At 42.0% G+C, this 26069-nt stretch carries 19 protein-coding genes and 2 pseudogenes; 14 read left to right on the plus strand and 7 right to left on the minus strand.

All coding sequences use genetic code 11. The annotated features are described in order from the left end of the window. Positions 1-118: 118 nt before the first annotated feature. Positions 119-1600 (minus strand): FMN-binding glutamate synthase family protein, encoded by a 1482-nt coding sequence (locus ACGEDC_RS12365; protein WP_394493516.1) that lies wholly within the window; start codon positions 1598-1600, stop codon positions 119-121. 292 nt (positions 1601-1892) lie between these two features. On the opposite strand from ACGEDC_RS12365, the pseudogene ACGEDC_RS12370 reads away from it, so the two are divergent. The 6 genes and pseudogenes from ACGEDC_RS12370 (at position 1893) to ACGEDC_RS12395 (ending at position 8407) form a co-directional block, all read left to right on the plus strand. Next, positions 1893-2494, plus strand: a pseudogene (locus ACGEDC_RS12370) (DUF5610 domain-containing protein). 58 nt (positions 2495-2552) lie between these two features. After that, the gene (locus tag ACGEDC_RS12375; protein ID WP_119967649.1) at positions 2553-3302 is read left to right on the plus strand and encodes a ferredoxin--NADP reductase; all 750 of its coding nucleotides are present in this window, start codon (positions 2553-2555) and stop codon (positions 3300-3302) included. A gap of 322 nt (positions 3303-3624) precedes the next feature. Beyond that, positions 3625-4644 carry a Fe(3+) ABC transporter substrate-binding protein gene (locus ACGEDC_RS12380; protein ID WP_394493519.1) on the plus strand — a complete coding sequence of 340 codons (1020 nt, stop codon included), beginning with the start codon at positions 3625-3627 and terminating at the stop codon, positions 4642-4644. 53 nt (positions 4645-4697) lie between these two features. After that, positions 4698-6329 (plus strand): ABC transporter permease, encoded by a 1632-nt coding sequence (locus ACGEDC_RS12385; protein WP_394493521.1) that lies wholly within the window; start codon positions 4698-4700, stop codon positions 6327-6329. 1 nt (position 6330) lies between these two features. Next, a complete protein-coding gene (locus ACGEDC_RS12390) occupies positions 6331-7359 on the plus strand; it encodes an ABC transporter ATP-binding protein (RefSeq protein WP_394493523.1) in 1029 nt (342 codons plus the stop codon). 109 nt (positions 7360-7468) lie between these two features. Beyond that, positions 7469-8407 (plus strand): Dyp-type peroxidase, encoded by a 939-nt coding sequence (locus ACGEDC_RS12395; protein WP_394493525.1) that lies wholly within the window; start codon positions 7469-7471, stop codon positions 8405-8407. 118 nt (positions 8408-8525) lie between these two features. Here ACGEDC_RS12395 and argR read toward each other — a convergent pair whose 3' ends face one another. Next, complete coding sequence (gene argR / locus ACGEDC_RS12400; protein ID WP_055022603.1) at positions 8526-8996, minus strand: transcriptional regulator ArgR; 471 nt, start codon at positions 8994-8996, stop codon at positions 8526-8528. 315 nt (positions 8997-9311) lie between these two features. Here argR and mdh point away from each other — a divergent pair, with 315 nt between their 5' ends. Then, positions 9312-10247: a malate dehydrogenase gene (mdh, locus tag ACGEDC_RS12405; RefSeq protein ID WP_055022602.1), complete on the plus strand. Its 936-nt coding sequence runs from the start codon at positions 9312-9314 to the stop codon at positions 10245-10247. Between the two features lie 62 nt (positions 10248-10309). Here mdh and ACGEDC_RS12410 read toward each other — a convergent pair whose 3' ends face one another. Continuing rightward, on the minus strand, positions 10310-11170 hold the full coding sequence (locus ACGEDC_RS12410; RefSeq protein ID WP_394493528.1) for an SDR family NAD(P)-dependent oxidoreductase: 861 nt from the start codon (positions 11168-11170) through the stop codon (positions 10310-10312). Positions 11171-11173: 3 nt separating this feature from the next. After that, positions 11174-11563 (minus strand): thiol-disulfide oxidoreductase DCC family protein, encoded by a 390-nt coding sequence (locus ACGEDC_RS12415; RefSeq protein WP_065109844.1) that lies wholly within the window; start codon positions 11561-11563, stop codon positions 11174-11176. Positions 11564-11704: 141 nt separating this feature from the next. Between ACGEDC_RS12415 and ACGEDC_RS12420 the strand changes: the two genes are divergently transcribed. The 7 genes and pseudogenes from ACGEDC_RS12420 (at position 11705) to ACGEDC_RS12450 (ending at position 20546) form a co-directional block, all read left to right on the plus strand. Continuing rightward, positions 11705-12790 carry an efflux RND transporter periplasmic adaptor subunit gene (locus ACGEDC_RS12420; RefSeq protein ID WP_394493531.1) on the plus strand — a complete coding sequence of 362 codons (1086 nt, stop codon included), beginning with the start codon at positions 11705-11707 and terminating at the stop codon, positions 12788-12790. A gap of 1 nt (position 12791) precedes the next feature. Next, the gene (locus ACGEDC_RS12425; RefSeq protein WP_394493533.1) at positions 12792-13907 is read left to right on the plus strand and encodes an efflux RND transporter periplasmic adaptor subunit; all 1116 of its coding nucleotides are present in this window, start codon (positions 12792-12794) and stop codon (positions 13905-13907) included. A gap of 67 nt (positions 13908-13974) precedes the next feature. Beyond that, the gene (locus ACGEDC_RS12430) at positions 13975-17043 is read left to right on the plus strand and encodes an efflux RND transporter permease subunit (protein WP_065109845.1); all 3069 of its coding nucleotides are present in this window, start codon (positions 13975-13977) and stop codon (positions 17041-17043) included. 129 nt (positions 17044-17172) lie between these two features. Continuing rightward, positions 17173-17529, plus strand: a complete 357-nt coding sequence (folX, locus tag ACGEDC_RS12435) for a dihydroneopterin triphosphate 2'-epimerase (RefSeq protein ID WP_055022743.1) — start codon at positions 17173-17175, stop codon at positions 17527-17529. A gap of 67 nt (positions 17530-17596) precedes the next feature. Beyond that, positions 17597-18241, plus strand: a complete 645-nt coding sequence (folE, locus tag ACGEDC_RS12440; RefSeq protein WP_055022597.1) for a GTP cyclohydrolase I FolE — start codon at positions 17597-17599, stop codon at positions 18239-18241. A gap of 115 nt (positions 18242-18356) precedes the next feature. Next, on the plus strand, positions 18357-19082 hold the full coding sequence (gene folM / locus ACGEDC_RS12445) for a dihydromonapterin reductase (RefSeq protein WP_394493536.1): 726 nt from the start codon (positions 18357-18359) through the stop codon (positions 19080-19082). A gap of 185 nt (positions 19083-19267) precedes the next feature. Next, positions 19268-20546: pseudogene (locus ACGEDC_RS12450) on the plus strand (O-acetylhomoserine aminocarboxypropyltransferase/cysteine synthase family protein). A gap of 95 nt (positions 20547-20641) precedes the next feature. Here ACGEDC_RS12450 and ACGEDC_RS12455 read toward each other — a convergent pair. From ACGEDC_RS12455 to ACGEDC_RS12465, 3 genes are all read right to left on the minus strand, one after another. Beyond that, the gene (locus ACGEDC_RS12455) at positions 20642-21217 is read right to left on the minus strand and encodes a 5-formyltetrahydrofolate cyclo-ligase (RefSeq protein WP_394498335.1); all 576 of its coding nucleotides are present in this window, start codon (positions 21215-21217) and stop codon (positions 20642-20644) included. 462 nt (positions 21218-21679) lie between these two features. Next, complete coding sequence (locus ACGEDC_RS12460; RefSeq protein WP_394493538.1) at positions 21680-23566, minus strand: hypothetical protein; 1887 nt, start codon at positions 23564-23566, stop codon at positions 21680-21682. A gap of 54 nt (positions 23567-23620) precedes the next feature. After that, on the minus strand, positions 23621-26038 hold the full coding sequence (locus tag ACGEDC_RS12465; RefSeq protein WP_394493540.1) for a hypothetical protein: 2418 nt from the start codon (positions 26036-26038) through the stop codon (positions 23621-23623). Between the last annotated feature and the right edge of the window lie 31 nt (positions 26039-26069).

Below are 26069 nucleotides of genomic sequence, written 5' to 3' on the forward strand. Positions count from 1 at the left end.
TTGTCAATATATTAGCAATTGGTCTAATAGTTTTTTCTAATAAGCGGCAATGCTGCTTAAGTTTATCATTCTACAGTGATTATCTATTAGGTTACGACTTAGTTTGCGATCAATGTACTCAATACTGTTGATAAAATTTGTCCAATGACACCGATATACCGCTCTCTGTGACAATTCTGGCGTGGTGCCGTGTTAACTGTCTTGCTTCACTTACTCCACATGAATGGGCGATAATTTTCAAGTCATGATGCAAAGAGCGATTATAATTCGCCACCCTTGCAGATTTGTTATGGGGATCTAACCCTTGTTGAAGATGCTTATTATGGGTAGTGATGCCGGTTGGACAAGTATCTTTATTACACTGTAAAGCTTGTATGCAGCCTAGTGCGAACATATTTCCCCGTGCAGAGGCAATAAAATCGGCACCTGTCGCCAAGGCCCAAGCAACCTGAGAGGGCAATATCATTTTGCCGCTAGCAATCACTTTGATTCGTTGTTTCAGTCCTTTTTGTTTAAACAGATTGATGACTATAGGTAAGCTTTCTTTAATCGGTAAGCCGACATGATCCATTAATGCTTGAGGCGCGGCGCCTGTTCCGCCTTCAGCGCTATCAAGGGTAAAAAAGTCTGGTGCACTCTCAATGCCTCGGTGTTTTATTTCTTCACATAAGTCGATTAACCACTGTTCATCACCAAGCACAGCTTTTATGCCTGTGGGCTTTCCTGTGATGTCACGAACATGGCAAATCATGTCAATAATATCCACGACGCTATTAAACTCAGCATGGCCATTAGGACTAATGGAATCTTGCCCTACCGGGATCCCTCTGATAGCTGCAATTTCTTCAGTGACTTTAACGCCAGGTAAAATGCCGCCTTTACCAGGTTTGGCACCTTGGCTTAGTTTAATCTCAAACATTTTGACATTGTCATGGGCTGCAATGTTACGGAGCTTGTCGTCATCAAGTTTTCCTTGCTCATCACGTACGCCATATTTAGCAGTACCGATTTGAAACACTAAATCACAGTTGCCTTTAAGGTGATGCTCGCTTAAGCCTCCTTCACCAGTATTAAGCCAGCAACCAGCTTGTGCTGCACCATGGGATAATGCTGTCACGGCAGGGCGGGATAATGCACCAAAGCTCATCGCTGAAATGTGGCAAACTGTTGCTGTCCTATACGGGGTTTTACAGTGCTCACCTACAGTAATAATGCTGTCTTGATGTTCATCTGAATCATATTTAGGAAATGCGGCATTAAGAAACATTATCGTGCCAGTTTTGTCGTGCACTTGGGTTGAGCCGAATGAGATGGTGCGATCGACATCTTTTGCAGCGCGATATACCCAGCTACGCTCAGCACGATTGAAGGGCAACTCTTCTCTATCTTGAGCAAAAAAGTATTGCCTAAAAAACTCACCTTGTTTCTCAAACAAATATCTAAATCGACCTATTACGGGGTAATTGTGACGAATAGCTTGTTTAGTCTGTAATTTATCTGCGATATACATATAAATCACTGAGATAAATAAAATGGCAATACAGGCGAGAAATAACCCTGTAAATATCTCTAATCCGACGATAAACCAATGTGGCTGCATTTTTGTTCCTTAAAAATGATCGATTGATATTGAGTAGATAACAGTTATTAGTGATTGATATTCGCTAAATTGTTTATTTTTTGGCTATCATCATTATGAATGAAGGTCGGTTTTTGTTCTAGGTAATTTAAAGGTACCGATAGCGACAAATGGAAATAATAACTCGCCACCATAAAGCTGCAGGTTTTTTGGTCGATAAACTCGCAAGCGTTTTTGGTTTTATCACATCATTTTTGACATCGGTATACCAAAGGTTGATACCCATTGTAAAAGTGATTATGAGGATACACTGATGGAAATTTATAACCCAACGCAGCTAAATGCTCAGGCTGCTAAAAATCAACAGCCTAGTGATGGTGCTAAAGATATTCCCAGCAACAACGATGTCTCTGGGAGTAAAGCATCAATCAGCGAGATAAGTAGGGATTTAAAAAATAGCAGTATTTTGGCTGCGCAAGAACAAGTGAGTATTCAATCTGGCGATAAATCCATGGCACTTCTTTATCGAGCAGCTATTGATTCAATTAACAGTGAATTGGCTCCAACCTTAGGCGAAAATGTCATTCAAAAAAATGCTGAAAATGAAGTGGATTATTCGCCAGAAGCCACTGCAGAGCGTATAGTCAGTTTTGCGACTAACTTTTTTCGGTGCACCAGCAGCAAAACAGTGGCATGGAGTTTAATGAGCAATTAGATAGCTTTATGGACATTATTTCTGGTGCAATTGATCAAGGTTTTAGTGAGGCCACTGAGATTTTAACCGGTCTGAATGTATTTGAAGGTGACATTGAAGCTGGCGTGGATAAAACCTATAGCTTGATACAAGCTGGGCTTGAAACCTTCAAGCAAGATACGGCAAAACAAGCGGACGTAGAAAGCGAGCAACTAACATAGAATTAGCGCATAAAGTTAGCGAATTGACATAGAGAACTGATTTTCTAAGGAACAGCTTATGTGGACAACAGGTACTGTTATTGAACGTATTGAATGGAACGATAAATTGTTTTCGTTACGCATCGAAGCCGATGTTGAGCCATTTATAGCTGGGCAATTTATCAAGCTCAGCCAAATTCGGGATGAAAAACGTATCGCAAGAGCTTATTCACTGGTCAATCCGCCAGGAAAACCTTACATCGAAGTGCTTGCCGTCGCAGTTGAAGATGGTCAGTTATCGCCAGATTTACAAGCATTAAAAGTAGGAGAGCAAATCGAAGTCAGCACCAAAGCGGCAGGCTTTATGACGCTTGAAGAAATTCCCACAGGGGCAATACAAGGACCGCATCTTTGGTTTTTGGCAACAGGTACTGCAGTAGGGCCTTTCATTTCAATGATGGAAACTGATGAGCCATGGCAACGATTTGAAAAAGTGGTTCTGGTTTATGGCGTCCGGTTAATCGAAGATTTAGCTTATTTACCGCAAATTAAGGCGTTACAACAAAAGTACCCGCAACAATTTATTTTTATACCGTCAGTGACACGAGAGCATTATTCCGAGGGGTTGTCGTGTCGAATTCCCGATGGCCTACAAAGTGGGTTAATTGAACAAACAGCAGGCATCGCGCTTAGTGCCGATAACTCTCAAGTGTTAATTTGTGGTAATCCTGAAATGATTGTGGATGCGCAATCAACGTTAACTGAAAAAGGATTAGTTAAGAACTTACGCCGAGCTCCTGGGCAAATTACGGTAGAGAAATACTGGTAAGACGCAGTGGTAGCCTGCGTTGATAACGGTTATTTTCCGCTCACTATTAAAGGCTGTATTTATCCTTAATATAGCCTTCAAAACCCCTTGTTTTACTCACTAATTAACTTACTTATTCCAAATAATACAGTCAGTAATCTTTAAAGAATACTTGCTCAAAAAGCGCCGATCTATTATCCTTTCCGCAATTGATAATTATTATCATTTCCATGGGTGATAACCTAATGCAATATAAGTAACATCTTAATTATTGGTTAAGAAAAGTGCTTAAATCAGGTTTTTGCAATAATAAAAAGCGCCGTAAGGGCAAGGAGAAATTGGAATGAAATCGTTAAAGAGTTTTGCGCTGTTAGGTCTTGCAGCTGTATCTTCAATGGGTTCTATCGCAGCACAAGCAGCAGATGATCTTACTGTATATTCTTATCGACAAGCGTTTCTTGTTGAGCCGATTTTAGAACAATTTACTAAAGAAACTGGCATTAAGGTTAACGTCGTATTTGCTAAAGATGGCATTGCTGAGCGTATTGCCCGTGAAGGTCGTCTTTCTCCTGCTGATGTTGTGCTTACATCAGATTTTTCACGTTTAATGGAATTGGTTGAAAAAGATTTGGTTGTAGACGTTAAAAGCGATACGTTGAGCAGCAATATCCCTGAGCAATATCGTTCTCCAGACAATGACTGGTATGCGTTAACCATGCGTGTTCGTAATGTTTACTCTTCAAAAGAGCGTGTGGGTAAGCTGGATCTAAATTATGAAGATTTAGCATCAGCACAGTACAAAGGTAAGATTTGTACTCGTAGTTTCAAGCATCCTTATAATATTGCACTAGTTGCTTCAATGATTGCTCACCATGGTGAAGCTGAAACTAAGACTTGGCTTGAAGGCGTAAAAGCTAATCTAGCACGTAAACCTCAAGGAAATGACCGCGCACAAGTGAAAGCGGTTAAAGAAGGCTTATGTGATGTGGCCATTGGTAACAGTTATTACTTTGGTAAAATGTTGACAGATCCTAAGCAAAAGAGCTGGGCTGATGCGGTTTACATCAACTTCCCGAATCAAAAGAATCGCGGTTCACACATCAATGTTTCAGGTATGGCTCTCGCTAAGTTTGCACCGAACAAAGATAATGCTATAAAATTAATGGAATTTTTATCATCTGATGTTGCGCAAAAATCTTATGCAGAAGTGAACATGGAATATCCAGTAAAAGCGGATGTTGCACCTTCTGAAATGGTTGCATCTTGGGGAAGTTTTAAAGCTGATGACCTTCCGATTTACAAGCTAGCAGAAAATCATCAAGCAGCAGTTAAACTACTTGATGAAGTTAAATTTGACCTATAAGAATGCAGCATTTCACCGCATAGTCATTATGCGGTGCTAACTGGAATGTATTTATGATTTTAGGCTTAACCAGAAGCTGGTCGCTCACTGGTTATGCGATTGCGGCAATATTAATATTGCCGCTTTTTGCACTTATAGTACAAGCAACAATTCCTGACGAAGCAGTATTTAGTCATTTATTTGATACTGTTTTACCAACCTATATCAGCAATAGCTTGTTACTCATGCTACAGGTTTGCATCGGCTCTTTGGTCATTGCTGTGCCTGCGGCTTGGCTCGTAGCACGTTGTGACTTTCCTGGACGGCGCTATTTCCAATGGGCGCTACTGCTACCTTTAGCAATGCCTGCCTATATCGTCGCGTATGTTTATACCGACATGCTTGATTATGCTGGGCCTGTGCAACGTATGCTAAGGCAAGTCTTTGGTTGGTCATCCCCACAAGATTATTACTTCCCCGATATTCGTACGCTAACAGGCGCAGCTATCATGTTGTCTTTAGTGTTATTTCCGTATATTTACCTGTTAGCCCGCACAGCCTTTATGGAGCAATCGTCTAGCTTATTACATGCCTCTCGCATTATGGGTTGTAATCCATGGCAAAGCTTTTGGCGCTTAGGTTTACCCATGGCAAGGCCAGCCTTAGCGGTGGGAATGGCGCTAGTGGCAATGGAAACCGCTGTTGATTTTGCCACGGTAAGTTACTTTGCTGTGCCGACGTTAACGACTGCGGTTTATGATACTTGGCTTGGCTATGGCAGCTTATCTGCCGCTGCAAAACTCTCGGCAATCATGTTGTTGGTGATTTTTGCCATGGTAGGGGTAGAGCGCTTTGCTCGCCGTAAACAAGAGTTATTTCAAAAGCAATCAAAACTGACAGAGTCAGACCGTTATTATTTAACAGGCTTTAAAGCTTGGAGCTCATTTTCTTACTGCGCTTTATTGATTGTATTGGCATTTTTATTACCTTTTATGGTGCTTGCAGGCTATGCAATTGACTACTTTGACGAAAGCTGGAATAGCCGCTTTTGGCAATACAGTTTTAATAGTTTATATATCGCAGCCGTAGTGAGTTTTATCTGTGTTGTACTGGCATTAATTATGATGTTTGTTCGCCGTGTTAGCCCACGTAAAAGTGATTTGCTACCCTCACGATTAAGCAGCACGGGTTATGCAATACCTGGCACGGTACTGGCAATTGGCGTTTTGGTTCCACTGACTTATCTCGATTTTGCCATTAATGATGTTTATGCCTACTTTGATAGCAGAGGACCTGGCTTATTATTTACGGGCAGTGTCATTGCGCTTATTTTTGCTTTTTGCGTTCGCTTTGTGGCGATTTCAATTGGCAGTATCGAAAATAGCTATAAGCGAATGTCTCCTTCGTTAGATATGGCAAGTATTACTATGGGGCAAACCCCAAGACAGCTGCTATGGCGTGTGCATTTACCTTTGTTACGTAAAGGCATATTTGCAGGAGCACTGTTAGTATTTATTGAAAGCATGAAAGAGCTGCCAGCAGCTTTACTATTGCGTCCTATCGGTTTTGAAAACCTTGCGACTCATGTTTTTCAGTTTGTTTCTGATGAGCAACTAGAGCATGGTGCTTTGGCTGCAATTGTCATCGTAATCGTTGGACTTATCCCATTGATTTACCTTAATCGTTCGCTGGAGCAAGAGAGCTAATATGTCCACACTGACCATTAAAAATGTTAAAAGTGACTACCAAGGGCAGGTCATACTTAATGGACTCAACCTAACGTTAGAGCAGGGAGAAATCGTTGCGCTGTTAGGGCCTAGTGGCTGCGGTAAAACCACGTTATTACGTGCTATTGCTGGTCTTCAAGCGATCAGTGAAGGTGAAATTATCATAAATGGTCAATCGCTGAGTGCTGATGGCGTATTTGTTCCCAGCGAAAAGCGTGGCATTGGGATGATTTTTCAAGATTATGCATTGTTTCCCCATTTAACCGTCAGTGATAATATTTTGTTTGGTGTTAAGGGGTTATCTGAAAAAGATCGCCAAGACCGCCTTGAGGATATGCTCGCTTTAGTTAAGCTTGAAGGCTTAGGAAAGCGTTACCCTCATGAGTTATCAGGTGGCCAGCAACAACGTGTTTCGATTGCCAGAGCCTTAGCGTATCAACCCGAGATTTTACTTCTCGATGAGCCTTTTTCTAATATCGATTCTCAAGTGCGTAGTGAGATGATGCTGGAAATCAGACAGATCTTAAAGCAGCGTAATGTCAGTGCAGTTTTTGTCACTCACAGTAAAGATGAAGCATTTGTATTTGCAGATAAACTGGCTTTATTTAAAGAAGGCGGAATTGTTCAGCATGGTATTGCAGAAGACTTGTACGGTGCGCCAAACGATCGTTACGTTGCAGAGTTTCTTGGTGAAGGTAACTACATTACTGTCACCATTAAAAGCGCCACGCAAGTCGCCTCCATATTAGGCTTAATAGAAAGCACTAGCCTGATAAAAAACGTGGTTAATACTCAGGGACAATTACTTCTCAGGCCGCAGCAAATCGAGATTCAACCTGCTGCACAGGGGCAAGGTGAAATTCTCGAGCGACGTTTTCTGGGTACAATTTGTCATTATTGGGTTAAAGTAGGTCAACAGACGCTCGAAGTGAGAAGTCAGTTAACCGAACTGACATTAGGCCAGAAAGTTAATTTGTCCATATCAGCGCATCCGCTAGTGATTTTTTAGTGACCTAAGTCTAAATTGATTAAATATTGCATAGAGCAGTAAGGAATAAATTGCTCAATTGCCTTAAACTCTTTATATCTTATTATTGTTAAAGGTGATTGATTCCAACATGGAAACACAGAATATGCCTCGCGAACAGTTAGGGATTTGTGCTGAAGGAAATCTGCATAGCGTCTATTTGATGTTTAATGCAAATGATGGTGTCGAAGATCAGCTTCGCCCATGTTTAGCCAATGTAGCCCAATATATTTATGAATTATCTGACCAATATGCAGATAGTGCATTTAATGGCTTTGTTGCTATTGGTGCGAATTATTGGGATACCATTTTTGACGGACAAAGACCTGCTCAATTGCGCCCTTTTCCTGCGATGAATGAAGGTAATCGAGATGCACCAGCAATCGAATACGACTTATTCATGCATATCCGCTGCGATCGTTATGACATTTTGCATTTAGTTGCCAATGAAATTAGCCAAATGTTTGAAGGTTTGGTTGAGTTAATTGAAGAAGAACGTGGCTTTAGATTTATGGACAGCCGTGACTTAACTGGCTTTGTCGATGGTACAGAAAACCCGAAAGGGCGCAGCCGTCAAGAAGTTGCTTTAGTGGCTGATGAGGATATCTCATTTAAAGGCGGTAGTTATGTTCATGTGCAAAAATATGCCCATAACTTGAGTAAATGGAATCGCCTACCGCTGAAGAAACAAGAAGATATCATTGGCCGTACTAAGCAAGATGATATTGAGTACGCTTCTGAAGATAAGCCATTAACCAGCCATATCAAGCGAGTTAATTTAAAAGATGCAGATGGCAAGTCGATGGAGATTTTACGTCAGAGCATGCCTTTTGGCTCGTTAAGAGAGCAAGGGTTGATGTTTATCTCGACCTGCCATAATCCAACTCATTTTGAAGAAATGCTACGCAGCATGATTTATGGTGACGGTCATGGTAATCACGACCACCTCATGCAGTTTACTAAAGCGCTGACAGGGTCATCATTCTTTGCGCCATCATTAGATTTTTTAGCGCAGTTTGCTAACGACTAATTTTGCAAGATACGCGTTCTTGTAAGCTTGGGTAGATTAAAACCAAAAAAAGCAATGCCAAGGCATTGCTTTTTTATTGCGTTTTCGTCCGTACTACAGACTCAACATAACGCTTGTTTTACTCGCTGTAGTTAAACAGTGATTTAACTGTTTCTAACGTATCATCGATGGTTTTAATGCTGGATGGACAAATGAAGATCGTGTCGTCACCAGCAATGGTACCTAAAATGCCTTCAGGCTTACCTATTGAATCAAGTAATCGTGCGATGAGTTGTGCTGCACCTGGACTGGTACGCACTACAATCATAGCTTGGTTATGATCAACATCTAATACTAAGTTTTTAACTGGGCTACCTGCTGTCGGTACACCTAATTCAGCGGGCAAACAGTACACCATTTCTTGCTTAGCATTTCGAGTCCGCACCGCGCCAAACTTACTGAGCATGCGCGATACTTTAGATTGGTTTATGTTGCCAAAACCTTCTGCTTGTAGTGCGTTGACGATCTCACTTTGGCTACCAAAGCGCTCTTCCTTTAATATCGACTTAAACGTTTTAACGAGTTCATCCTGATTCTTGGTCGCTGGCATATTTTTTTCGTCTTATAGTAATTTTTAAATTGAATACAATATATTCACAAAACGGGTTCATTTTGAATATATAAACGTCACAAGTCAAGAAATAAGCTAAATTGGTGAATAAAAATTCACTTTACAGTGTAAGTGCTAAATCAGGGATTATTGATATATATATCATAGAATAAGTTAATTGCTTTACTCCACTAAGGGATAATTGAAATTGTCTCGCTGATGCAGTAATGTGACGCCACAAGAAATATGATCTATGTCACAGACTGAGAATCATAAACTTAGAAGTCAAACATAAGAACGTTATTGGAGATAATTATGAAAGTAGCTGTACTTGGTGCTGCTGGCGGTATCGGCCAGGCCCTAGCTTTACTATTAAAAACTCAACTTCCTGCAGGCTCAAAGTTGTCTCTGTATGACATTGCTCCTGTAACACCAGGTGTTGCTGTCGATTTAAGCCACATCCCAACAGATGTTGAAGTGGCTGGTTTTGCTGGTGAAGATCCAACGCCTGCGCTAGTTGACGCTGATGTTGTTCTTATTTCTGCTGGTGTTGCACGTAAGCCTGGAATGGATCGTTCAGATCTATTTAACATCAATGCGGGTATCGTACGTAACCTTATTGAAAAAGTCGCTGCGACTTGCCCTAAAGCATTAATTGGTGTGATCACTAACCCAGTAAATACAACAGTTGCTATTGCTGCTGAAGTACTTAAAAAAGCGGGTGTTTACGATAAGAATCGTTTATTCGGTGTGACGACACTTGATGTTATTCGTTCTGAAACTTTCATCGCTGAGCTTAAAGGCCTAAACGTTGCTGATGTTAACATTAACGTTATCGGCGGCCACAGTGGTGTGACTATTCTTCCACTTCTTTCACAAGTTGAAGGCGTAAGCTTTACTGATGAAGAAGTTGCTTCACTAACAACTCGCATCCAAAATGCTGGTACAGAAGTTGTTGAAGCTAAAGCCGGTGGCGGTAGTGCGACACTTTCAATGGGTCAAGCGGCATGTCGTTTCGGTCTATCTTTAGTTCGCGGCCTACAAGGTGAAGCAAACGTTGTTGAATGTGCATACGTAGATGGCGGCAGCGAGCACGCTGAATTCTTCGCACAACCTGTTGTATTAGGTAAAAACGGCGTAGAAAAAGTACTTCCATACGGTGAAGTAAGCGCATTTGAAGCAAACGCACGTGATGCAATGCTTGATACGTTAAAAGGCGATATCGACCTAGGTGTTGAATTCGTTAAGTAAGCTCATTGTTTACGACAAAAAGCGAAGCTTAGGCTTCGCTTTTTTGTGTCTGTAATCTGCAGTTACCACTGCACTGTTTGACCTTGCCAATCAAGAAACTCTGCTTGGTTGTTAAATTCAATACCTTGGTGAATCGTGAGTAATTGCTGGGCGACGAAGTCTGCGGTGAACAATTTCCCTTCGGGAACGTTGGCCTGAAAAGGTTTAGATAACTCGGTATCGGTTGTACCGGGGTGAAACGCAATCAATTTTGTATTTTTAGCTCGGCGTGCATATTCAATCGCACTGGTTTTTATTAACATATTCAATGCCGCTTTTGATGCTCTGTAGCTATACCAGCCTCCTAACTGATTTTCACTGATACTGCCAACTCTGGCACTTAACACACTGATGATGCATGCCTGCTTGCCGTTTACGAGTTTAACGAGATGTTGAAGCCACATCATTGGCACTAACGTGTTGGATTGAAAGACTGACAGCATAGAAGCTGGGGTAATATCTTCAAGGCGCTTTTCTGGCGATAAAACAGTTGATGGCTCAATTTGTTGATTTTCTGGACTCTTTGAGGCCTGTGGATTATGTGTATGGACTGACATTTGATTGTTTAATGAATGCAATCTGCCATTACAAATAAACACCTTGGTGATATGACCTTTAATTGATGATAGAGCAAGGCACACTCTTGCTATGTTTTCGTTAGCGTCATTACTGGCGTTATTACCAAAGCCATTCATGGTGTAATCGCAGGGGATGTGGTGATGAATGTTATTGCTAACATTAAAAACCAATTCCTTTTGACTGATAGTAATGATTTGCTCAATCTCAGTATTATCAGCGATCTCGGTGACAATCGCTTTTGCAATACCTGAAGATGCGCCAATAACAATGGCAGTGTTAACGGCTTGAACACGACAAATATCCATAGGCTACTTCAACTTACAGCTACCGTCTTCACAACGTTGCTGTCCTGTGAGTAGATAAGAAATTTGGTAGCGATTTTTCGCAAATCCACGATAAGCGATATCAGCAAAAGGTTTAACACAAGGTAAGCGTAATAATTGAATCCACTTATGCTTACCTGTTAATGCCCAAGCTTTAGCCGTCACATCTAACCCCGTTAGAATTGTGCCGTCATTTGTTTCTGCATGCAGGATGTTATTGGCCACAGATAAATCAATATGGGGGTATTTTTCTTCGAAATTGTCTTGGTTTAAATCAGCCAATTCAATTTTGTGTAATCGATCGTGCTTCTTTAGTTGCGCCATTTCGTTAGAACATAATGGACAAGCGCTATCATAAAAAATTCGTAACTCCATAGTGCACCTCAGCCTGTTTGGGTTAAAAATCAATACGTCGATTGTCACAAGTTAGATCTTTTTTGTGCTCTAGTGCACCTATTATGGGGTGTCATTGAATGTTAGTATCGTACTAATTGCTCACTTTTGACGGAACAAAACATGAAGAAACTCAGCCAGTTTAGTTCTTTTTTAGTTATACTCCCCTCGATAATTTCCAGTGTTTTACTTAGTGTTGCCAACGCAGAAGAAGGCAGTGAAGCCACCAGTCGTGATATCCCTCGTCCAGTCAAAGTGCTGCAAGTTGATGTGGGCTCTGAATACCGTGAGCGCTTTTTACCTGGCGAAGTTAAAGCCTCAGAAAAAGCGGCATTGTCATTTCGAGTCTCAGGTGAAATTGCTGAAATCTTTGTTAGACCTGGAGATGCCGTTGAACCAGGAGACATATTAGCCACACTCGATAGCGATATTTATCAGCAACACTTAGCCATGGCGCAAGCACAATTCGAGTTAGCTAAAGTGTTGTTTGAGCGCAATGAGTCTTTGGTTGAGCAAGGGGTGGTATCGCGTAACGATTATGACCAAGCTAAAAGTGATTTTACCGTAGCTCAAGCTGCACTGGATAAAGCCAAAACCGATGTGACCTACACTAAGTTGCGTGCCCCCTATCAAGGGGTGATTTCTAAACGCAGTAAGCGTGAGTTTGAGTTTGTCCAAGCACAAGAAGAAGTCATGGGGATTCGAACTGATGCATCTGCAGATATTAGTTTCCAATTGCCAGAGCAATTTATAGGTTTTTTACAAAAATCTGATAAAGGCTTAGAAGATATAGACAACATAGAAGTTAAGTTTGATAGCCGCGATCAATGGTATGTCGCTCGCTTAAAAGAGCTTAATACCGTTGCCGACCCTACAACCAGTAGTTACACCATTATATTAACTTTACCAATGCCAGATGAACTGAATGTTCTACCTGGCATGTCAGCACGAGTAAAAGTAAAGTTGCCCGCAAGAACGGCCGATGCCCATCCGAAAATCCCTAAAGGCGCAGTGGTCAAAGAAAACCAACAAGCCTATGTATTTACTTGGTCACCGACTCAGCAACGAGTCAAAAAGGTACCTGTTACCCTACAGGGAACTCGAATGATGTCAGGGCTAAATGATGGTGATTGGCTCGTCGTCGCAGGAGCCGCTGAGCTTAAAGATGGCCAAGCAGCGGTGAAGTGGATTAAAGAGCGAGGCTTATAATATGCAACGGATTCAACATTCTAGAATGAGTTCTATCATTAATCGTCTAGGGGTTGTTGCCTTAGGCCTATTGAGCTTATCTGCCTGTGAGCGCACTGTAGACATTGAGCCAACAAAAACCTTAGTGAAAACTTATACCTTGCCTCATGCTAATAATGAAGTGATGCGTGAATTTAATGGTGTGGCTAGAGCGCAAGATTTAACGAATCTGTCTTTTAGAGTTGAGGGGCGAATAGAGCGTATACCTGCAACCAAAGGCAAGTCGGTTGAAAAAGGTGAGTTACTCGCCGTACTTGAAAAACGTGACTACACCATTGCCCTAAGCGATCGTCAAGCACGTTTAGAAGTCAGTTATAAACAGGCCCAACGAGGCAAGCAGTTAGTTGAAAGCAAGCTAATGGCACAATCTGACTATGATGAAATGAATGCCCAATATTTAGTGGCAAAAGCAGAAGAGCGCCAAGCTGAGTTAAACTTGCAATACACAGAATTGCGCGCGCCATTTTCAGGGATTGTCAGTGATGTATTTTTAGAGTCTTTTGAAAATGTGCAGCCGGGTGTATCTGTACTCAGTATTCAAAAAGTTGAGCGTATTGAAGTGGATGTGCAAATTCCAGATATGCTGATTGCTGTTTCAAAAAAGCAAGAAGACAGAGAGAGTCAAGCCAAGTTGAATGTCAGCTTTGAGGCTTTTCCTAATACTCAATTTAGCGGCCGTTTATTAGAGGTCAACACCGAAAAAGATCCCACGACATCAACTTATATTGCCACCATTGCAGTGGACTTAGACCCCAAATATAAAGTGTTAGAAGGCATGCCAGCAAAAGTACAAGTTAACTTGAGCGACATGACTTACACCTATCATCGAGAATATTTAGTGCCAATCGAAGCGGTTGTTATGCAAGATGGTAGTGATATTGATACACAAAATAGTGGTGTTTGGCTTTACAACGCTGCCGATAATTCGATTCAGTATCAACCAGTAACACTGGGGGTTATTGTCGGTGATGAAATTGAAGTGATCAGTGGCCTTGATGATGGCCAAACCATTATCACAACAGGCGCAGCCCGTTTAGTTAAAGGCCAGCAAGTACAGTTACTAGAGGAGGGAGCATGATGACTCGGTATCCAAAAGTACTCCTTAATAACGCCAATCACTCAACTGATTCAAGGGAAAGTGTGTAATGAATATAGCAGGCTACTTTGTTAAAAATACTGTGATCAGTTGGATGTTTACCCTAATACTGCTTATTGGCGGTTTGATGGCATTTACTGGACTAGGCCAATTGGAAGATCCGCCTTTTACCATTAAAGATGCTGTGGTTGTCACCTTATATCCTGGTGCAACGTCCACAGAGGTGGAAGAAGAAGTCACCTACCCAATTGAAAAGGCAATTCAAGCATTGCCCTATGTCGACTATATTCGCTCACTCAGTACCTCGGGTATGTCGCAAATTACGGTAACCATGAAGAACATCTATGGCCCTGAAGAATTGCCACAGATATGGGATGAACTGCGCCGTAAAGTCAACGACATGTCATCAAGTTTACCGCCAGGAGTACAAGCGCCTATCGTCAATGATGATTTTGGCGATGTGTACGGCATCATGTTGATGGTGAGCGGCACGGACTACAGCTATCGAGATATTCTCGATTACGTCGATTATGTAAAACGTGAGCTCGAATTGGTACCAGGTGTCGGTAAAGTGTCATTGGCAGGGAACCAGCAAGAGCAGGTGTTTGTTGAAATGTCGTTGAACAAAGCGGCGAGTTCTAACATCGATCCCTCATTGATTCAAAATCTACTTAACTCGCAAAACATGGTGTCAGATGCGGGTAATATTCGGGTATCTGCCGATAACTTAAAAATTCGTACCAGTGGCGGCTTTAAGTCTGTCAGTGAGCTTGAAGAGTTAATCATTCCCGGTACCCAAGGTGACAAGCTAATTTATTTAAAAGATGTCGCTACTGTTTCTCGTGGTTTTCAAAATATCCCGACCAATTTACTCAAGTTTAATCAGCATGACGCCATCAACATAGGTATATCGTTTTCGACTGGGGTCAATGTTGTTGAGGTGGGTAAAGCCATTGACGCAAAACTTGCCAGCATTGAAAGCGTGCGCCCTGCAGGTATGGTGATTGAAACCATGTACAACCAGCCTAATGAAGTTGATGCCTCAGTCGGCAGCTTTGTGTGGAACCTCATTGCAGCAGTGGTGATTGTTGTAGGGGTATTGCTGGTATTTATGGGCTTTAAATCAGGGATATTAATTGGATTAATCCTATTTTTAACCTGTTTGGGCACTTTTATGCTGATGTTGCAGGCTGAGATTGAACTGCAACGTATCTCCCTCGGGGCATTAATTATTGCCTTAGGGATGCTGGTGGATAATGCCATTGTGATTGTTGAAGGCATACTCATCGGTCGGCAACGTGGACAAACAACCCTAGAGGCAGCTCAAGGCATCGTTAAACAAACAATGTGGCCATTACTTGGCGCAACTGTCATTGCGATTACAGCTTTTGCACCCATTGGGCTCTCTCCAGATTCGACGGGTGAATTTGCAGGGTCGTTATTCTGGGTATTACTGTTTTCGCTGTTTTTATCTTGGATTACTGCGATCACGATTACGCCATTTTTCGCGCAATTATTTTTTGGCTCGGAAGCTGAAAAAGTGGAAGGTGAACCAAAAGATCCGTATGGCGGTGCCTTCTTCATGTATTACAAGGCACTACTTGACGTGTGTATGCGCTTTCGTTGGGTCAGTGTGATTGCCGTTGTTATTGCGTTTTGCGCCTCTATTTATGGCTTTGCTTACGTTAAGCAATCCTTTTTCCCGCCTTCTACCACACCTATATTTTTAGTCGATGTGTGGATGCCAGAAGGGACCGATATTCGTGAAACTCAAACCGTCGTTGAAGGGATGGAGGCCATCGCGTTTAACCTTGATAATGTCGAGTATGTGGCATCTACCATAGGTAAAGGTTTTCCTCGTTTCTTATTGACTTATTCGCCTGAGAAAAATTACGCATCCTATGCGCAAATTGCGTTAAGAACATCAGATTTTGAAACCTTATCTGATGTGATGGTGACCTTTCGCAGGGACGTAGAGCGCAGTTATCCGCAAGCGCAGCTTAAATTTAAGCGCTTAGAAATTGGTCCATCAACGGATGCCAAAATCGAAGCGAGGATCAGCGGCGCCGATCCTGATGTATTGCGTAGTATTGCAGCGCAAGTGATGGAGATATTTAATGCTACGCCAGCCACAGTCAATGTACGTCACGACTGGCGTGAACGGGTGAAATATATTGCCCCTCGGTTTAATGAAACCCAAGCTCGCCGTCTAGGTATTGTAAAAAGTGAAGTCGATGAGGCATTAAAATTTTCGTTCACAGGCTTACAAATCGGGGTTTACCGTGAAGGCACCACCTTGCTGCCGATTATCGGTCGCTTGCCTGAAGATGAGCGCATTGATATCGAATCCTTAGAGAGTATTCGCATTTGGAGCCCAGCGCTAAGTGCCTTCGTACCTCTGCAACAAGTGGTTGATGGTTTTGAGGTGAAGTTTGAAGATCCTATTATTCAACGTCGGGATCGTAAACGTACCTTAACTGTATTTGCCGATACCGATTTTGAGTACGGCATTCTTCCTGCTGAACTGTTTGCCAAAATCAAACCTAAAGTAGAGGCACTCGAGTTACCAGTAGGGTATGAGCTGCAATGGGGAGGGGAATATGAATCATCGACAGATGCGCAAGAGTCATTATTTGCGACCTTGCCATTAGGCTTTTTATTCATGTTTTTGATTACCGTGTTCTTGTTTAATTCGGTAAGAAAACCCCTGGTTATCTGGGCTTGTGTACCATTAGCTATTATCGGTATTACATCTGGATTGTTAATCCTTGATAAACCATTTAGCTTTATGGCGTTGTTAGGCATGCTCAGCTTATCGGGCATGCTACTGAAAAACGGGATTGTTTTATTGGATCAAATTAACACTGACATCAACGAAGGAATAGAAACCTTTGAAGCCGTGTTTAACTCAACGGTGAGTCGTGTGCGACCTGTTTGTATGGCCGCCATAACCACGATTTTAGGTGTGTTGCCGCTGTTAACCGACGCTTTCTTTGAGTCGCTTGCAGCAGTAGTCATGTTCGGTTTAGGGGTAGCAACCATGCTGACTCTGATCATTGTTCCAGTGTTTTATATCATTTTCTTCAAAGTTAAGTACCGAAACTATAAAGAGTTTTAGTTAGCAAAATTGGCGTTTTATCGCTATAACTATAAGAGTCAGCCATTAACGGTTGACTCTTTTTTATGTGATCTAACTTGCTCATTGTCACGTACTACCCAGTGAATTTATAAGAGGCTCACTATGTCCATTAGCCAAGCAATCATTAAAGTGACCAATCTTCGTTTACGAACGTTTATTGGTTTTAATCCTGACGAACGTGAAAAGCAGCAAGATGTTGTGATTAATATCGAAATCCAATATCCCGCCGACAAGTCATTTGAAACTGACGATGTTGCAGATGCACTTAACTATAAAGTCATTACTAAAAAAGTTATCCAACATGTTGAAGAAGGGCGCTTTTTACTGCTCGAAAAGTTGGTGGCAGATGTGTTGGCTATTTGTAGTGAGCACCCATCAATCACGATGTCACGGGTGACAATTGATAAACCTCATGCTTTACGTTTTGCCGACTCTGTTTCGCTGTCTTTAGAGCAACGCAAATAATCGGTAGCCGCTGGCTATCACGTAATAGTGTGGTTTTATTTGGCACGGGTTGCCATAAGGAAAACACATGATTTCAGATGAAGCACGCAAGGTGCAGCAAGTTCTTATTGAGCGAGGTCTTGAAACGCCATTGGTCGAAAATCAGATGACCAGTGACCAAAAAATAGAACGCATTCAAGGATTGATGACTGAAGTTGTCTCAACATTAGGTCTGGATTTAACCGATGACAGTTTGTGTGAAACACCACATCGAATTGCCAAAATGTACGTGAATGAAATTTTTTCGGGGCTCGACTATCAGCATTTCCCTAAAGTGACCCAAATCGATAATAAAATGGGCGTTGAAGAAATGGTTAAAGTCAGCGATGTCAGTGTTGTGAGTACCTGCGAGCATCACTTTATCACCATAGATGGCGTTGCCAATGTGGCTTATATGCCTAAATCAAAGATTATTGGCCTGTCTAAAATCAATCGGATTGTGCGCTTCTTTGCCCAGCGTCCACAGGTGCAAGAGCGTTTAACGCAACAAATTTTAGTCGCACTGCAAACGCTTTTAGAAACTGAAGATGTCGCAGTCAGTATGAATGCCACTCATTATTGTGTGAAATCTCGTGGCATAATGGACACCCAGTCGCACACCACCACATCAGCATTAGGTGGCTGCTTCAAAAGCAACCCTGCGACCCGAGCAGAGTTTTACTCAAAGGCTTGATTCACTCAGCTAACTCATGAATGATGGATAACAGACACGAGGTCATTAGTCGCTGCTAATGACCTTTATTATGTGAGTTTAACTACTGGCTCAATACAAGAATAAGAGAACTCAAATGAAACACACCATATTGATTACAGGGGTTGGTAAACGTATCGGCTATGCGTTAGCAAAGCATTTTATTGCCCAAGGCCATCAAGTGATTGGCACCTTTAGAACACATTACCCAAGTATTGATGAGTTGGCTGAACTTGGGGCCGATTTATACCAGTGTGACTTAACTCTCCCAGAAGAAATTAACGATATGTTACAGCGCATTGTTGCGCAATATAGCGAGCTAAATTGCATCATCCATAATGCATCTGATTGGCATAATGATAAAACCTCAAATGAGGTGAGCTCTGCGGATATTATGACAAGAATGATGAATATTCATGTGAGCGCACCTTATCAAATCAACCTTGCTTTAGCGCCATTATTAACTGCCAGTGCTAAGCAACAAGTTGGTGCTAGTAATATTATTCATATCACCGATTATGTCGCCGAAAAGGGCAGTAAAAAGCATATTGCTTATGCGGCCAGTAAGGCGGGATTGCATAATTTGACGCTATCTTTTGCGGCAAAACTTGCGCCTGAAGTTAAAGTGAACTCTATTGCCCCTGCGATGATTTTATTTAACGAAGGTGATGATAACGACTATAAAGTGAAAGCCTTAGCAAAAGCGATTTTGCCAGTCGAGGCCGGCAATAATGAAATGATATCGCTGGTTGATTATTTAACTTCCAGTCATTATGTGACAGGCCGAAGCTATGCGGTTGATGGTGGCAGACAATTAAAATAATGGATTGCGGTACTGATAGCATTAATTAAAAAAGTTTTAGACTTCTAGATGGCTAATTGCTAATGTGGATACAGGTTTGATTGAGCACTGCGATAAACAATCAGCAATGTTCAATCAATTTTCCGTTATCAACGATGAACGATTAGAAGGGGTCTATCATGGCAGCAGACAATAATGCTCAAGGTATGAAACTGGAGTCGCTGGCTTTACACCACGGCTATCAATCAGAAGCCACCACCAAAGCCGCCGCAGTGCCCATTTACCAAACCACTTCTTATACCTTTGATGATACCCAGCATGGTGCTGATTTATTTGATTTAAAAGTGCCTGGTAACATTTATACTCGTATTATGAACCCCACTACAGATGTGCTAGAATAGCGACTTGCAGCAATCGAAGGTGGCATAGCAGCTCTAGCTGAAGCATCAGGTATGGCAGCCATTACCTATGCGATTCAGGCGCTGACACAAGTGGGTGATAACATCGTTAGTACAAGCCAGCTTTATGGCGGCACCTATAATTTATTTGCCCATACGTTACCTCGCCAAGGCATTGACGTGCGGATGGCTGCTTACGATGATTATGCAGGGCTTGAAGCATTAATTGATGACAATACCAAAGCACTTTTTTGTGAATCTATTGGTAATCCTGCTGGTAACGTTGTTGACCTGCAGCGGTTAGCTGAAATTGCGCATAAGCACGGTGTACCATTAGTCGTTGATAATACCGTTGCGACACCAGTACTGTGTCGTGCTATTGATCACGGCGCTGATATCGTTATTCACTCATTAGCCAAATACATTGGCGGTCATGGCACCACCATTGGTGGCGTGATTATTGATTCGGGTAGCGAATAAAGCACGGTTTACTTTACTGAATGAGCCAGATCCTTCCTATCATGGTGTGGTATATACCGAAGCTTTTGGGCCTGCAGCCTTTATCGGTCGAAGCCGTGTAGTTCCCTTACGCAATACTGGCGCAGCCTTATCACCGCAAAGTGCATTTTTATTACTTCAAGGGCTTGAAACACTCAGCTTACGAATGGAGCGCCATTGTGAAAATGCATTGGCACTTGCTGAGTATCTAGCGGATCATCCATCGGTTAGTTGGGTGAATTACGCCGCCTTAACCGATAGTCCCCAACACGAGCGCTGTCAAAAGATTACCCAAGGTAAAGCCTCGGGTATCATTAGTTTTGGTATTAAGGCCAGTGATGCACAAGCCGGTAAAATTGCTGGTGGAAAATTCATTGATGCACTGCAAATGATTTTGCGTTTGGTCAATATTGGTGATGCTAAGTCATTGGCATGCCATCCTGCTACGACGACACATCGACAGTTAGACTCAGACGAGCTGGCTAAAGCTGGAGTATCTGAAGACTTAGTTCGTATCTCTGTCGGTATTGAGCACATTGACGATATTATTGCTGACGTATCTCAAGCATTAGCGGCAGCAACGCAATAGGCCGTTAACCATCAATATTCGCTGAGTTGGCGATTAGCTGAAATAAAAAACCGTTATGAAAATAACGGTTTTTTTATGTGAACTGCTGCCATTGGTCAGTCGTTGGCGATACGTTTGGTTGGGGTAATGATGATTGGTAATGGAATATCCCAATACTCCACGGGTAAATAACTCACCTGTTGGCAATCATGGGCATAGCCCACTGCTAATGGTTTATTGTCTTTTACCTGAGCTAATGTGCGATCGTAAAAGCCGCCGCCCATTCCCATTCGATTGCCATTATCATCAAACGCGACTAATGGCGTGACGATCATATCTAGTTTATCTACCGTAATAATATGGCGAATATCCAGTTTAGGTTCGGCAATATCAAAGCGGTTATTCACCATTACGGTATCAGGGGTGTAGCGGACAAATAATAAATGCCCTTTAGCAAAAGGATGTATACGAGGTAAATACACTTCTACATCTAGTTTCCACAATGCTTCAATTAATTTGTTGGTGGCAAGCTCGCCATCAAACCCCAAATAAATGGCCACTCTTTTGGCTGAAATTTGCTGTATTTCCGACAATAAATGGCGACTGGCAATTAACGCTAACTGATTTTGCTCTGCTTGGTCCATGCTATTTCGTTCTTGACGAATATGGCGACGAATACTATCTCGGCTCATATTTCGACTGTCGAATAACGGTTCAGCATCCCTTGGGCTATTAAAAGAATGCGGATAAATGACCTCGGCAGATGCTGATGGTTCTGCTGATGCTGGGCTAGCTGATGAAAAATACGTTATTGAAGGTTGTTTCGCTGTTGTAGCAGACTGATATTGGCTCGAACCAGTCATAAAGCGCGTCATGCTCATCGGTGAGAAGTTCTCCATCACTTACAAATGAAAGATAAAATAGCGATATGAACAAATGATGTTACAAGATGCAGATTATCCTGATATGTGAAAATATCAAAGAAGATAATCAATGGATTGACCAGCTTGAGTGTAAATGGGGGAAAATCAGCCGCTGGTATGATAAAAAAACGCCGATGATAACCATCATCGGCGTTGTCTTATATCACATGCTGTAACTCAGGTTTGTAATGAAAGCGGTAAGTTAGCTCTCCACTCAAACCTTGTTTCTCGCTACTTTTCCATGTTCATTGATTTTAATAATACAGGGCTGTCGTAATCAGCGACTTCAGTTTTTGCTTTTAACCAGAACTGACGACGAGTTAAGAAGTAGGCAAAAATGACCGTCAACATTGCCCATTCAATCAGGTTTTCAGCCATAAACAGGGTGCCAGGGCGTAAGGACTGCAACATCTCGAACGGGTATCTGTCATGGTTTTCGATAAAACCAATACGTGAATTGAGAATAAATAGGCCATAGTGCAAGCCGCAATACACGCCAATACCAGCGATAAATCCAGCTATTTTTGTGTACCACTTATTCGGCAATTTTGTGCCAATGACGACAACATATAGACCGACTAATAACGATGCAGCCATCAATGCATTGGTGATTTCTAGGGTATGTTGAATCACTTCAATACCGTTGTAGTACAAGGTGAATCCAATATGAGGTACCAATAAGGTTAAACTGAGCGCCAAAAGCCATATTTTGCCCTGACCAATGTTCTTCCAATACCACTTTTGAATACCTTTATAGCTTAACCAGAATAAACCAATGATGAGCAGGTAGTTACACCATGCAGGTAAGCCAAATAAGCCAAACTTCATGGTGACTAATGCCAGCATCCATTCAGGGATTTGAGTCACACTCATACGATAAGCCGTTTCTTGGGCAAACGTTGGGTACATGACAGCAAACAATATTCCTATTGTTAGGAATAGAAAGGCGAATTTAAACATACTGCCAATCATTTTAGGCGCAATGCCTTTTACACTTTGCTTTTTAAGCTGAGTCACTAAGGTTTGATAATTAGAAACAACCGCATCTTTAATATCACTTGAAACCCAGTTCTCCTCTAATAATGCAATCGAGGTGTTAGTTTCATTGGCTTCAATAATGTTTTTCACTGCGGGTGTTGAAAGGGCTGCTTTATCATTAGATTTACTGCCGCCAGCGAGTTTTTGTGCCACGCTCCATACCGCAGGATCGTATACCCCACCTGCATCATGCGTGCTGTTTTTGTTACCACCAAAACACAACGTCGTGTCGACGTTATCGATGTTGGCAGTAAATTGTAAAGTCGGTAATTTGGCCTTAAAAGCATAAATAAAAGTGCAACCGTCCAAAGCGCCTTTAACATCGACTTCGGTGATATCATCTAAGTGGTGAACGATTTTAAGTCCCGTCTTTTTGACGTAATCAGACGTCCACTCATGGTAATCACTGGTGTTATATTCCCACTTTGTACTCCGTTTAGCTTCACCATCAATGGTGTAACTGAAATAGAGGTAACCACCACCATCACAGGTACGACAGGTCACCTTGCCTGAACCACTGCAGTTATAGCAGGTTTTACTACCACTGCCCCAGCATGATGAACATGTCTCAGTGGTATGAACCGTGCGGTTATTCTCGTAGCGAGTCACATGATTTCGGCCACTGCCACTACAACCGCTACAGGAAGTGCTACCGCTGCCATGACAACTGCCGCAGTTTTGTTTACCAGAGCCACTACAGTTATAACAAACCTTGCTACCGACATAGGTTTCTGGCGCTGACTTTAAGCCACGATCTTTGATTAAAAAGTTTTCAGCAACGTCAGGGCCAAGTATTTTGATGAAACGATCGTTAAATAATGAATTTTGACCGCTGACATACTCTTTTGCTTTATTGTTAGCATCGTCGTAAGCGTTCGAGGCGCTGCCACACTTGATGCCTGATGGACAATGCCCACCATGTTCATGTTCGCTTACACCAATCTCAATGGTCCAGCCAAAGGTAAAGTTAAGCTCCGGTAACTTAGCCTCTTCATTACTCAATACAACTGATACATCAACACCAGTTAAGTCTTTACCATTACTTCGTATAAAGTCCTGGAATTGCGTTAGTTTACTCACGTAATACTTCCTATCAATCAATGCGTGAATGGTGATTTAACTCAGTTAAATACGTTATAAATTAATCGTGAATTCGGTTTCTTCGGGTTTTAAATAAACCCAGGTTCGAATAGCTTGATGACCACTGGCAGAGACTTTAATGTCATAGCCTCCTGGTGGCAGCATCATGCCTGTTTGATATTTGGGTTTAATATTCATTACTGCGATGTTGGCATTAGCCACATTGGTATTAATGGTTAATGGTAATAAGGCTTTTGCTGCTGAAGCAGGGCTAGACTGAGCACTCGTGTCATGCTCAGGTAATATGGCTAAATCGAATCGATTAATAGGTTCGCTAATCGCATCAAAACCTTTGGTGATTAACAGGTATTCATCAATGCTGGCACCAATAGGTTGCACCATCGGTTGAGTGACCAGTAACCATTTAAGCGCAAAAGAAATACCGGCTGAATCATTGTTTTCCATTTGCTCAAAAAAGTAATGCATAGCAGAGTCTTTAACTGTGTATTGATTGCTACTTAGGGTAACTGGCACCACAAAAATCGATAACAATAGCGCAGCAGAAATCCCCGCTTTGATATAGCCAGCTTTGGCTTTGTTTTGGCCTTCTTGTGACTCACCATCATCCTTGGTTTTTCTTCTGGCTTGTACTAACTCAGCAGCTTTCATTGGCAGCTTTAACACGGTTAACAACACCAAGGCTAAACTAATCGACATCGATATTGGCGGCACTATGGTCGCACGTAATGCCGACTTACCTGTGGACTCAAAGGCGCCGCCATCAGCAAATTCGGCTTGTTGGGCTTCAAGTACATTGAGATATTCAGTGGTTTTACGCTGAATATTGGGCTCAATAATGCGCTGTTTAAATTCTCGGTTATTCCAGTCAGCAAGCGTTGGGCTGATATACAGCTCTTTCATTTGGCGCTCAATACGCTTTTGAATATCTCCTTGTTGCTGGAATTGCTGCCAACTTAAATTAGGTGGCATATCCAAGCCTTTGTTTTTCATAGTCGAGCGCCAGCGATTATCCGCCTCTTGGCGGACTTTGTTTGCTACGGCATTATCAAAGCTTGTTCGGTCTGCCATCACCCAAGTTGAAGGTAATGTCAGCCCTTTTTGTTTAAGGGTGTTATTGACCTTAGTGCTAGTCAGTTGATGATGTCTAAATTCATGAATAGTGCTGATACCTAGCGGGTAGCCGCCAGATTCTTTAACAAAATCAGGCTCCATTTTGACCATTAAGACATTTTTATAATGGTTAACATCATTGGTATACACCATGCGGTGATCTTTAAAGCCACCATCACCGCCCGTTGCAGCATCAGCGGCTTGCATTGCAGTGAATAGACCAAAGGTCATAATGCCAGTGATAATTGAATTACCTACGTTTTCAGAGGTTGATATTTCTTCTCGGATTAACCAATCATCAGGTGGAATATAAGGAATGCTGTATTTGGCGATTTCCTTGTCATAACCGTTTTGTAGACGTTCATAACAATTGTCTTTGCGACTGCCTTTTTTCATGTCAGCGCATTTATTACGTCGCTCAAAAAAGTCATACATTTTAGGGGCAATTTTTTGCGCTCTCGACTCGACTCTTCCTTCGTAAGCACTGACGCCTTTTTGATACTTTTCCCAACCTTGTTTAACTTGGTTTTGGGTATCTAACCAATATTCATCAGAGCGGCTTGGAGCGGTACTTAGAGCTTGGTTATAATCGTTTGAACCTTGAGCATATTCTTTATAGTGGCTACGTAGGGTTTGACGAAAATCATCGTAGTTTCCGTAGTGTTCATCAAATCGAGATAGGGCGCGATCACGGACAAATTTCTCCATGATCATCCGTTTCTTTTCTTTGATATCATCAACTAACTTATCATCAGCATAAACAAGGCCACCAAAAACCGATAAGAAGGTTTTTTCGGTCGCGTTATGTTCTGAATCGGGATCGTAATTGATCCCTTCAAATTGAATCGACTTTTCAATGAGTGCGCTACGCAGTATTTGCGACAAATAAGCCTGCTGGCGTTCAGCAGGAGTTGAGGCATCAATGATAAAATGATCAACCAACCATTTTTGTCCAAAAAATACTGTCGGCCACACCAAAATCGCAATCAATGCAAAGTGGCCCAAGGCTCTACCGACTCGAGCGACACGCTTACCCTTGAGCAGCATATCGGCGAGTAATAATGTGACACCAATACCACTGATAGTACGACCAAATAGCTCCACTGCGCGTAAGTCTTCTTCTGACGAGTTTTTACCGCCTGCGACTTCGGTTAAAGCCGCATTGAACACGGCTTCGGGAAACAGATACAGGATTGAGCACATAAACATGAAAAGCATCCACCAAAAGGGCTTACCTAATTTGGTGATTTGTGCTTCACGCTCTTTATGGATTGCCGCTTTTGTTGCCTGAGAATGCTGTTTCTTTTGTACTTTTTTTAATTGTTTTTCAGCAGCCTGCATTTTTTGCTGTGTTGGTGTTTGGTCGAGTAAA

It is taken from the genome of Shewanella sp. ENK2 (assembly GCF_043568515.1).
Lineage (GTDB): Bacteria > Pseudomonadota > Gammaproteobacteria > Enterobacterales > Shewanellaceae > Shewanella > Shewanella japonica.

Bases quoted from the DNA above. Each gene is read 5' to 3' on its own strand.
- ACGEDC_RS12365 (WP_394493516.1), bottom strand. From the start codon at position 1,600: ATGCAGCCACATTGGTTTATCGTCGGATTAGAGATATTTACAGGGTTA.
- ACGEDC_RS12375 (WP_119967649.1), top strand. From the start codon at position 2,553: ATGTGGACAACAGGTACTGTTATTGAACGTATTGAATGGAACGATAAA.
- ACGEDC_RS12380 (WP_394493519.1), top strand. From the start codon at position 3,625: ATGAAATCGTTAAAGAGTTTTGCGCTGTTAGGTCTTGCAGCTGTATCT.
- ACGEDC_RS12385 (WP_394493521.1), top strand. From the start codon at position 4,698: ATGATTTTAGGCTTAACCAGAAGCTGGTCGCTCACTGGTTATGCGATT.
- ACGEDC_RS12390 (WP_394493523.1), top strand. From the start codon at position 6,331: ATGTCCACACTGACCATTAAAAATGTTAAAAGTGACTACCAAGGGCAG.
- ACGEDC_RS12395 (WP_394493525.1), top strand. From the start codon at position 7,469: ATGGAAACACAGAATATGCCTCGCGAACAGTTAGGGATTTGTGCTGAA.
- argR (WP_055022603.1), bottom strand. From the start codon at position 8,996: ATGCCAGCGACCAAGAATCAGGATGAACTCGTTAAAACGTTTAAGTCG.
- mdh (WP_055022602.1), top strand. From the start codon at position 9,312: ATGAAAGTAGCTGTACTTGGTGCTGCTGGCGGTATCGGCCAGGCCCTA.
- ACGEDC_RS12410 (WP_394493528.1), bottom strand. From the start codon at position 11,170: ATGGATATTTGTCGTGTTCAAGCCGTTAACACTGCCATTGTTATTGGC.
- ACGEDC_RS12415 (WP_065109844.1), bottom strand. From the start codon at position 11,563: ATGGAGTTACGAATTTTTTATGATAGCGCTTGTCCATTATGTTCTAAC.
- ACGEDC_RS12420 (WP_394493531.1), top strand. From the start codon at position 11,705: ATGAAGAAACTCAGCCAGTTTAGTTCTTTTTTAGTTATACTCCCCTCG.
- ACGEDC_RS12425 (WP_394493533.1), top strand. From the start codon at position 12,792: ATGCAACGGATTCAACATTCTAGAATGAGTTCTATCATTAATCGTCTA.
- ACGEDC_RS12430 (WP_065109845.1), top strand. From the start codon at position 13,975: ATGAATATAGCAGGCTACTTTGTTAAAAATACTGTGATCAGTTGGATG.
- folE (WP_055022597.1), top strand. From the start codon at position 17,597: ATGATTTCAGATGAAGCACGCAAGGTGCAGCAAGTTCTTATTGAGCGA.
- folM (WP_394493536.1), top strand. From the start codon at position 18,357: ATGAAACACACCATATTGATTACAGGGGTTGGTAAACGTATCGGCTAT.
- ACGEDC_RS12455 (WP_394498335.1), bottom strand. From the start codon at position 21,217: ATGAGCCGAGATAGTATTCGTCGCCATATTCGTCAAGAACGAAATAGC.
- ACGEDC_RS12465 (WP_394493540.1), bottom strand. From the start codon at position 26,038: ATGCAGGCTGCTGAAAAACAATTAAAAAAAGTACAAAAGAAACAGCAT.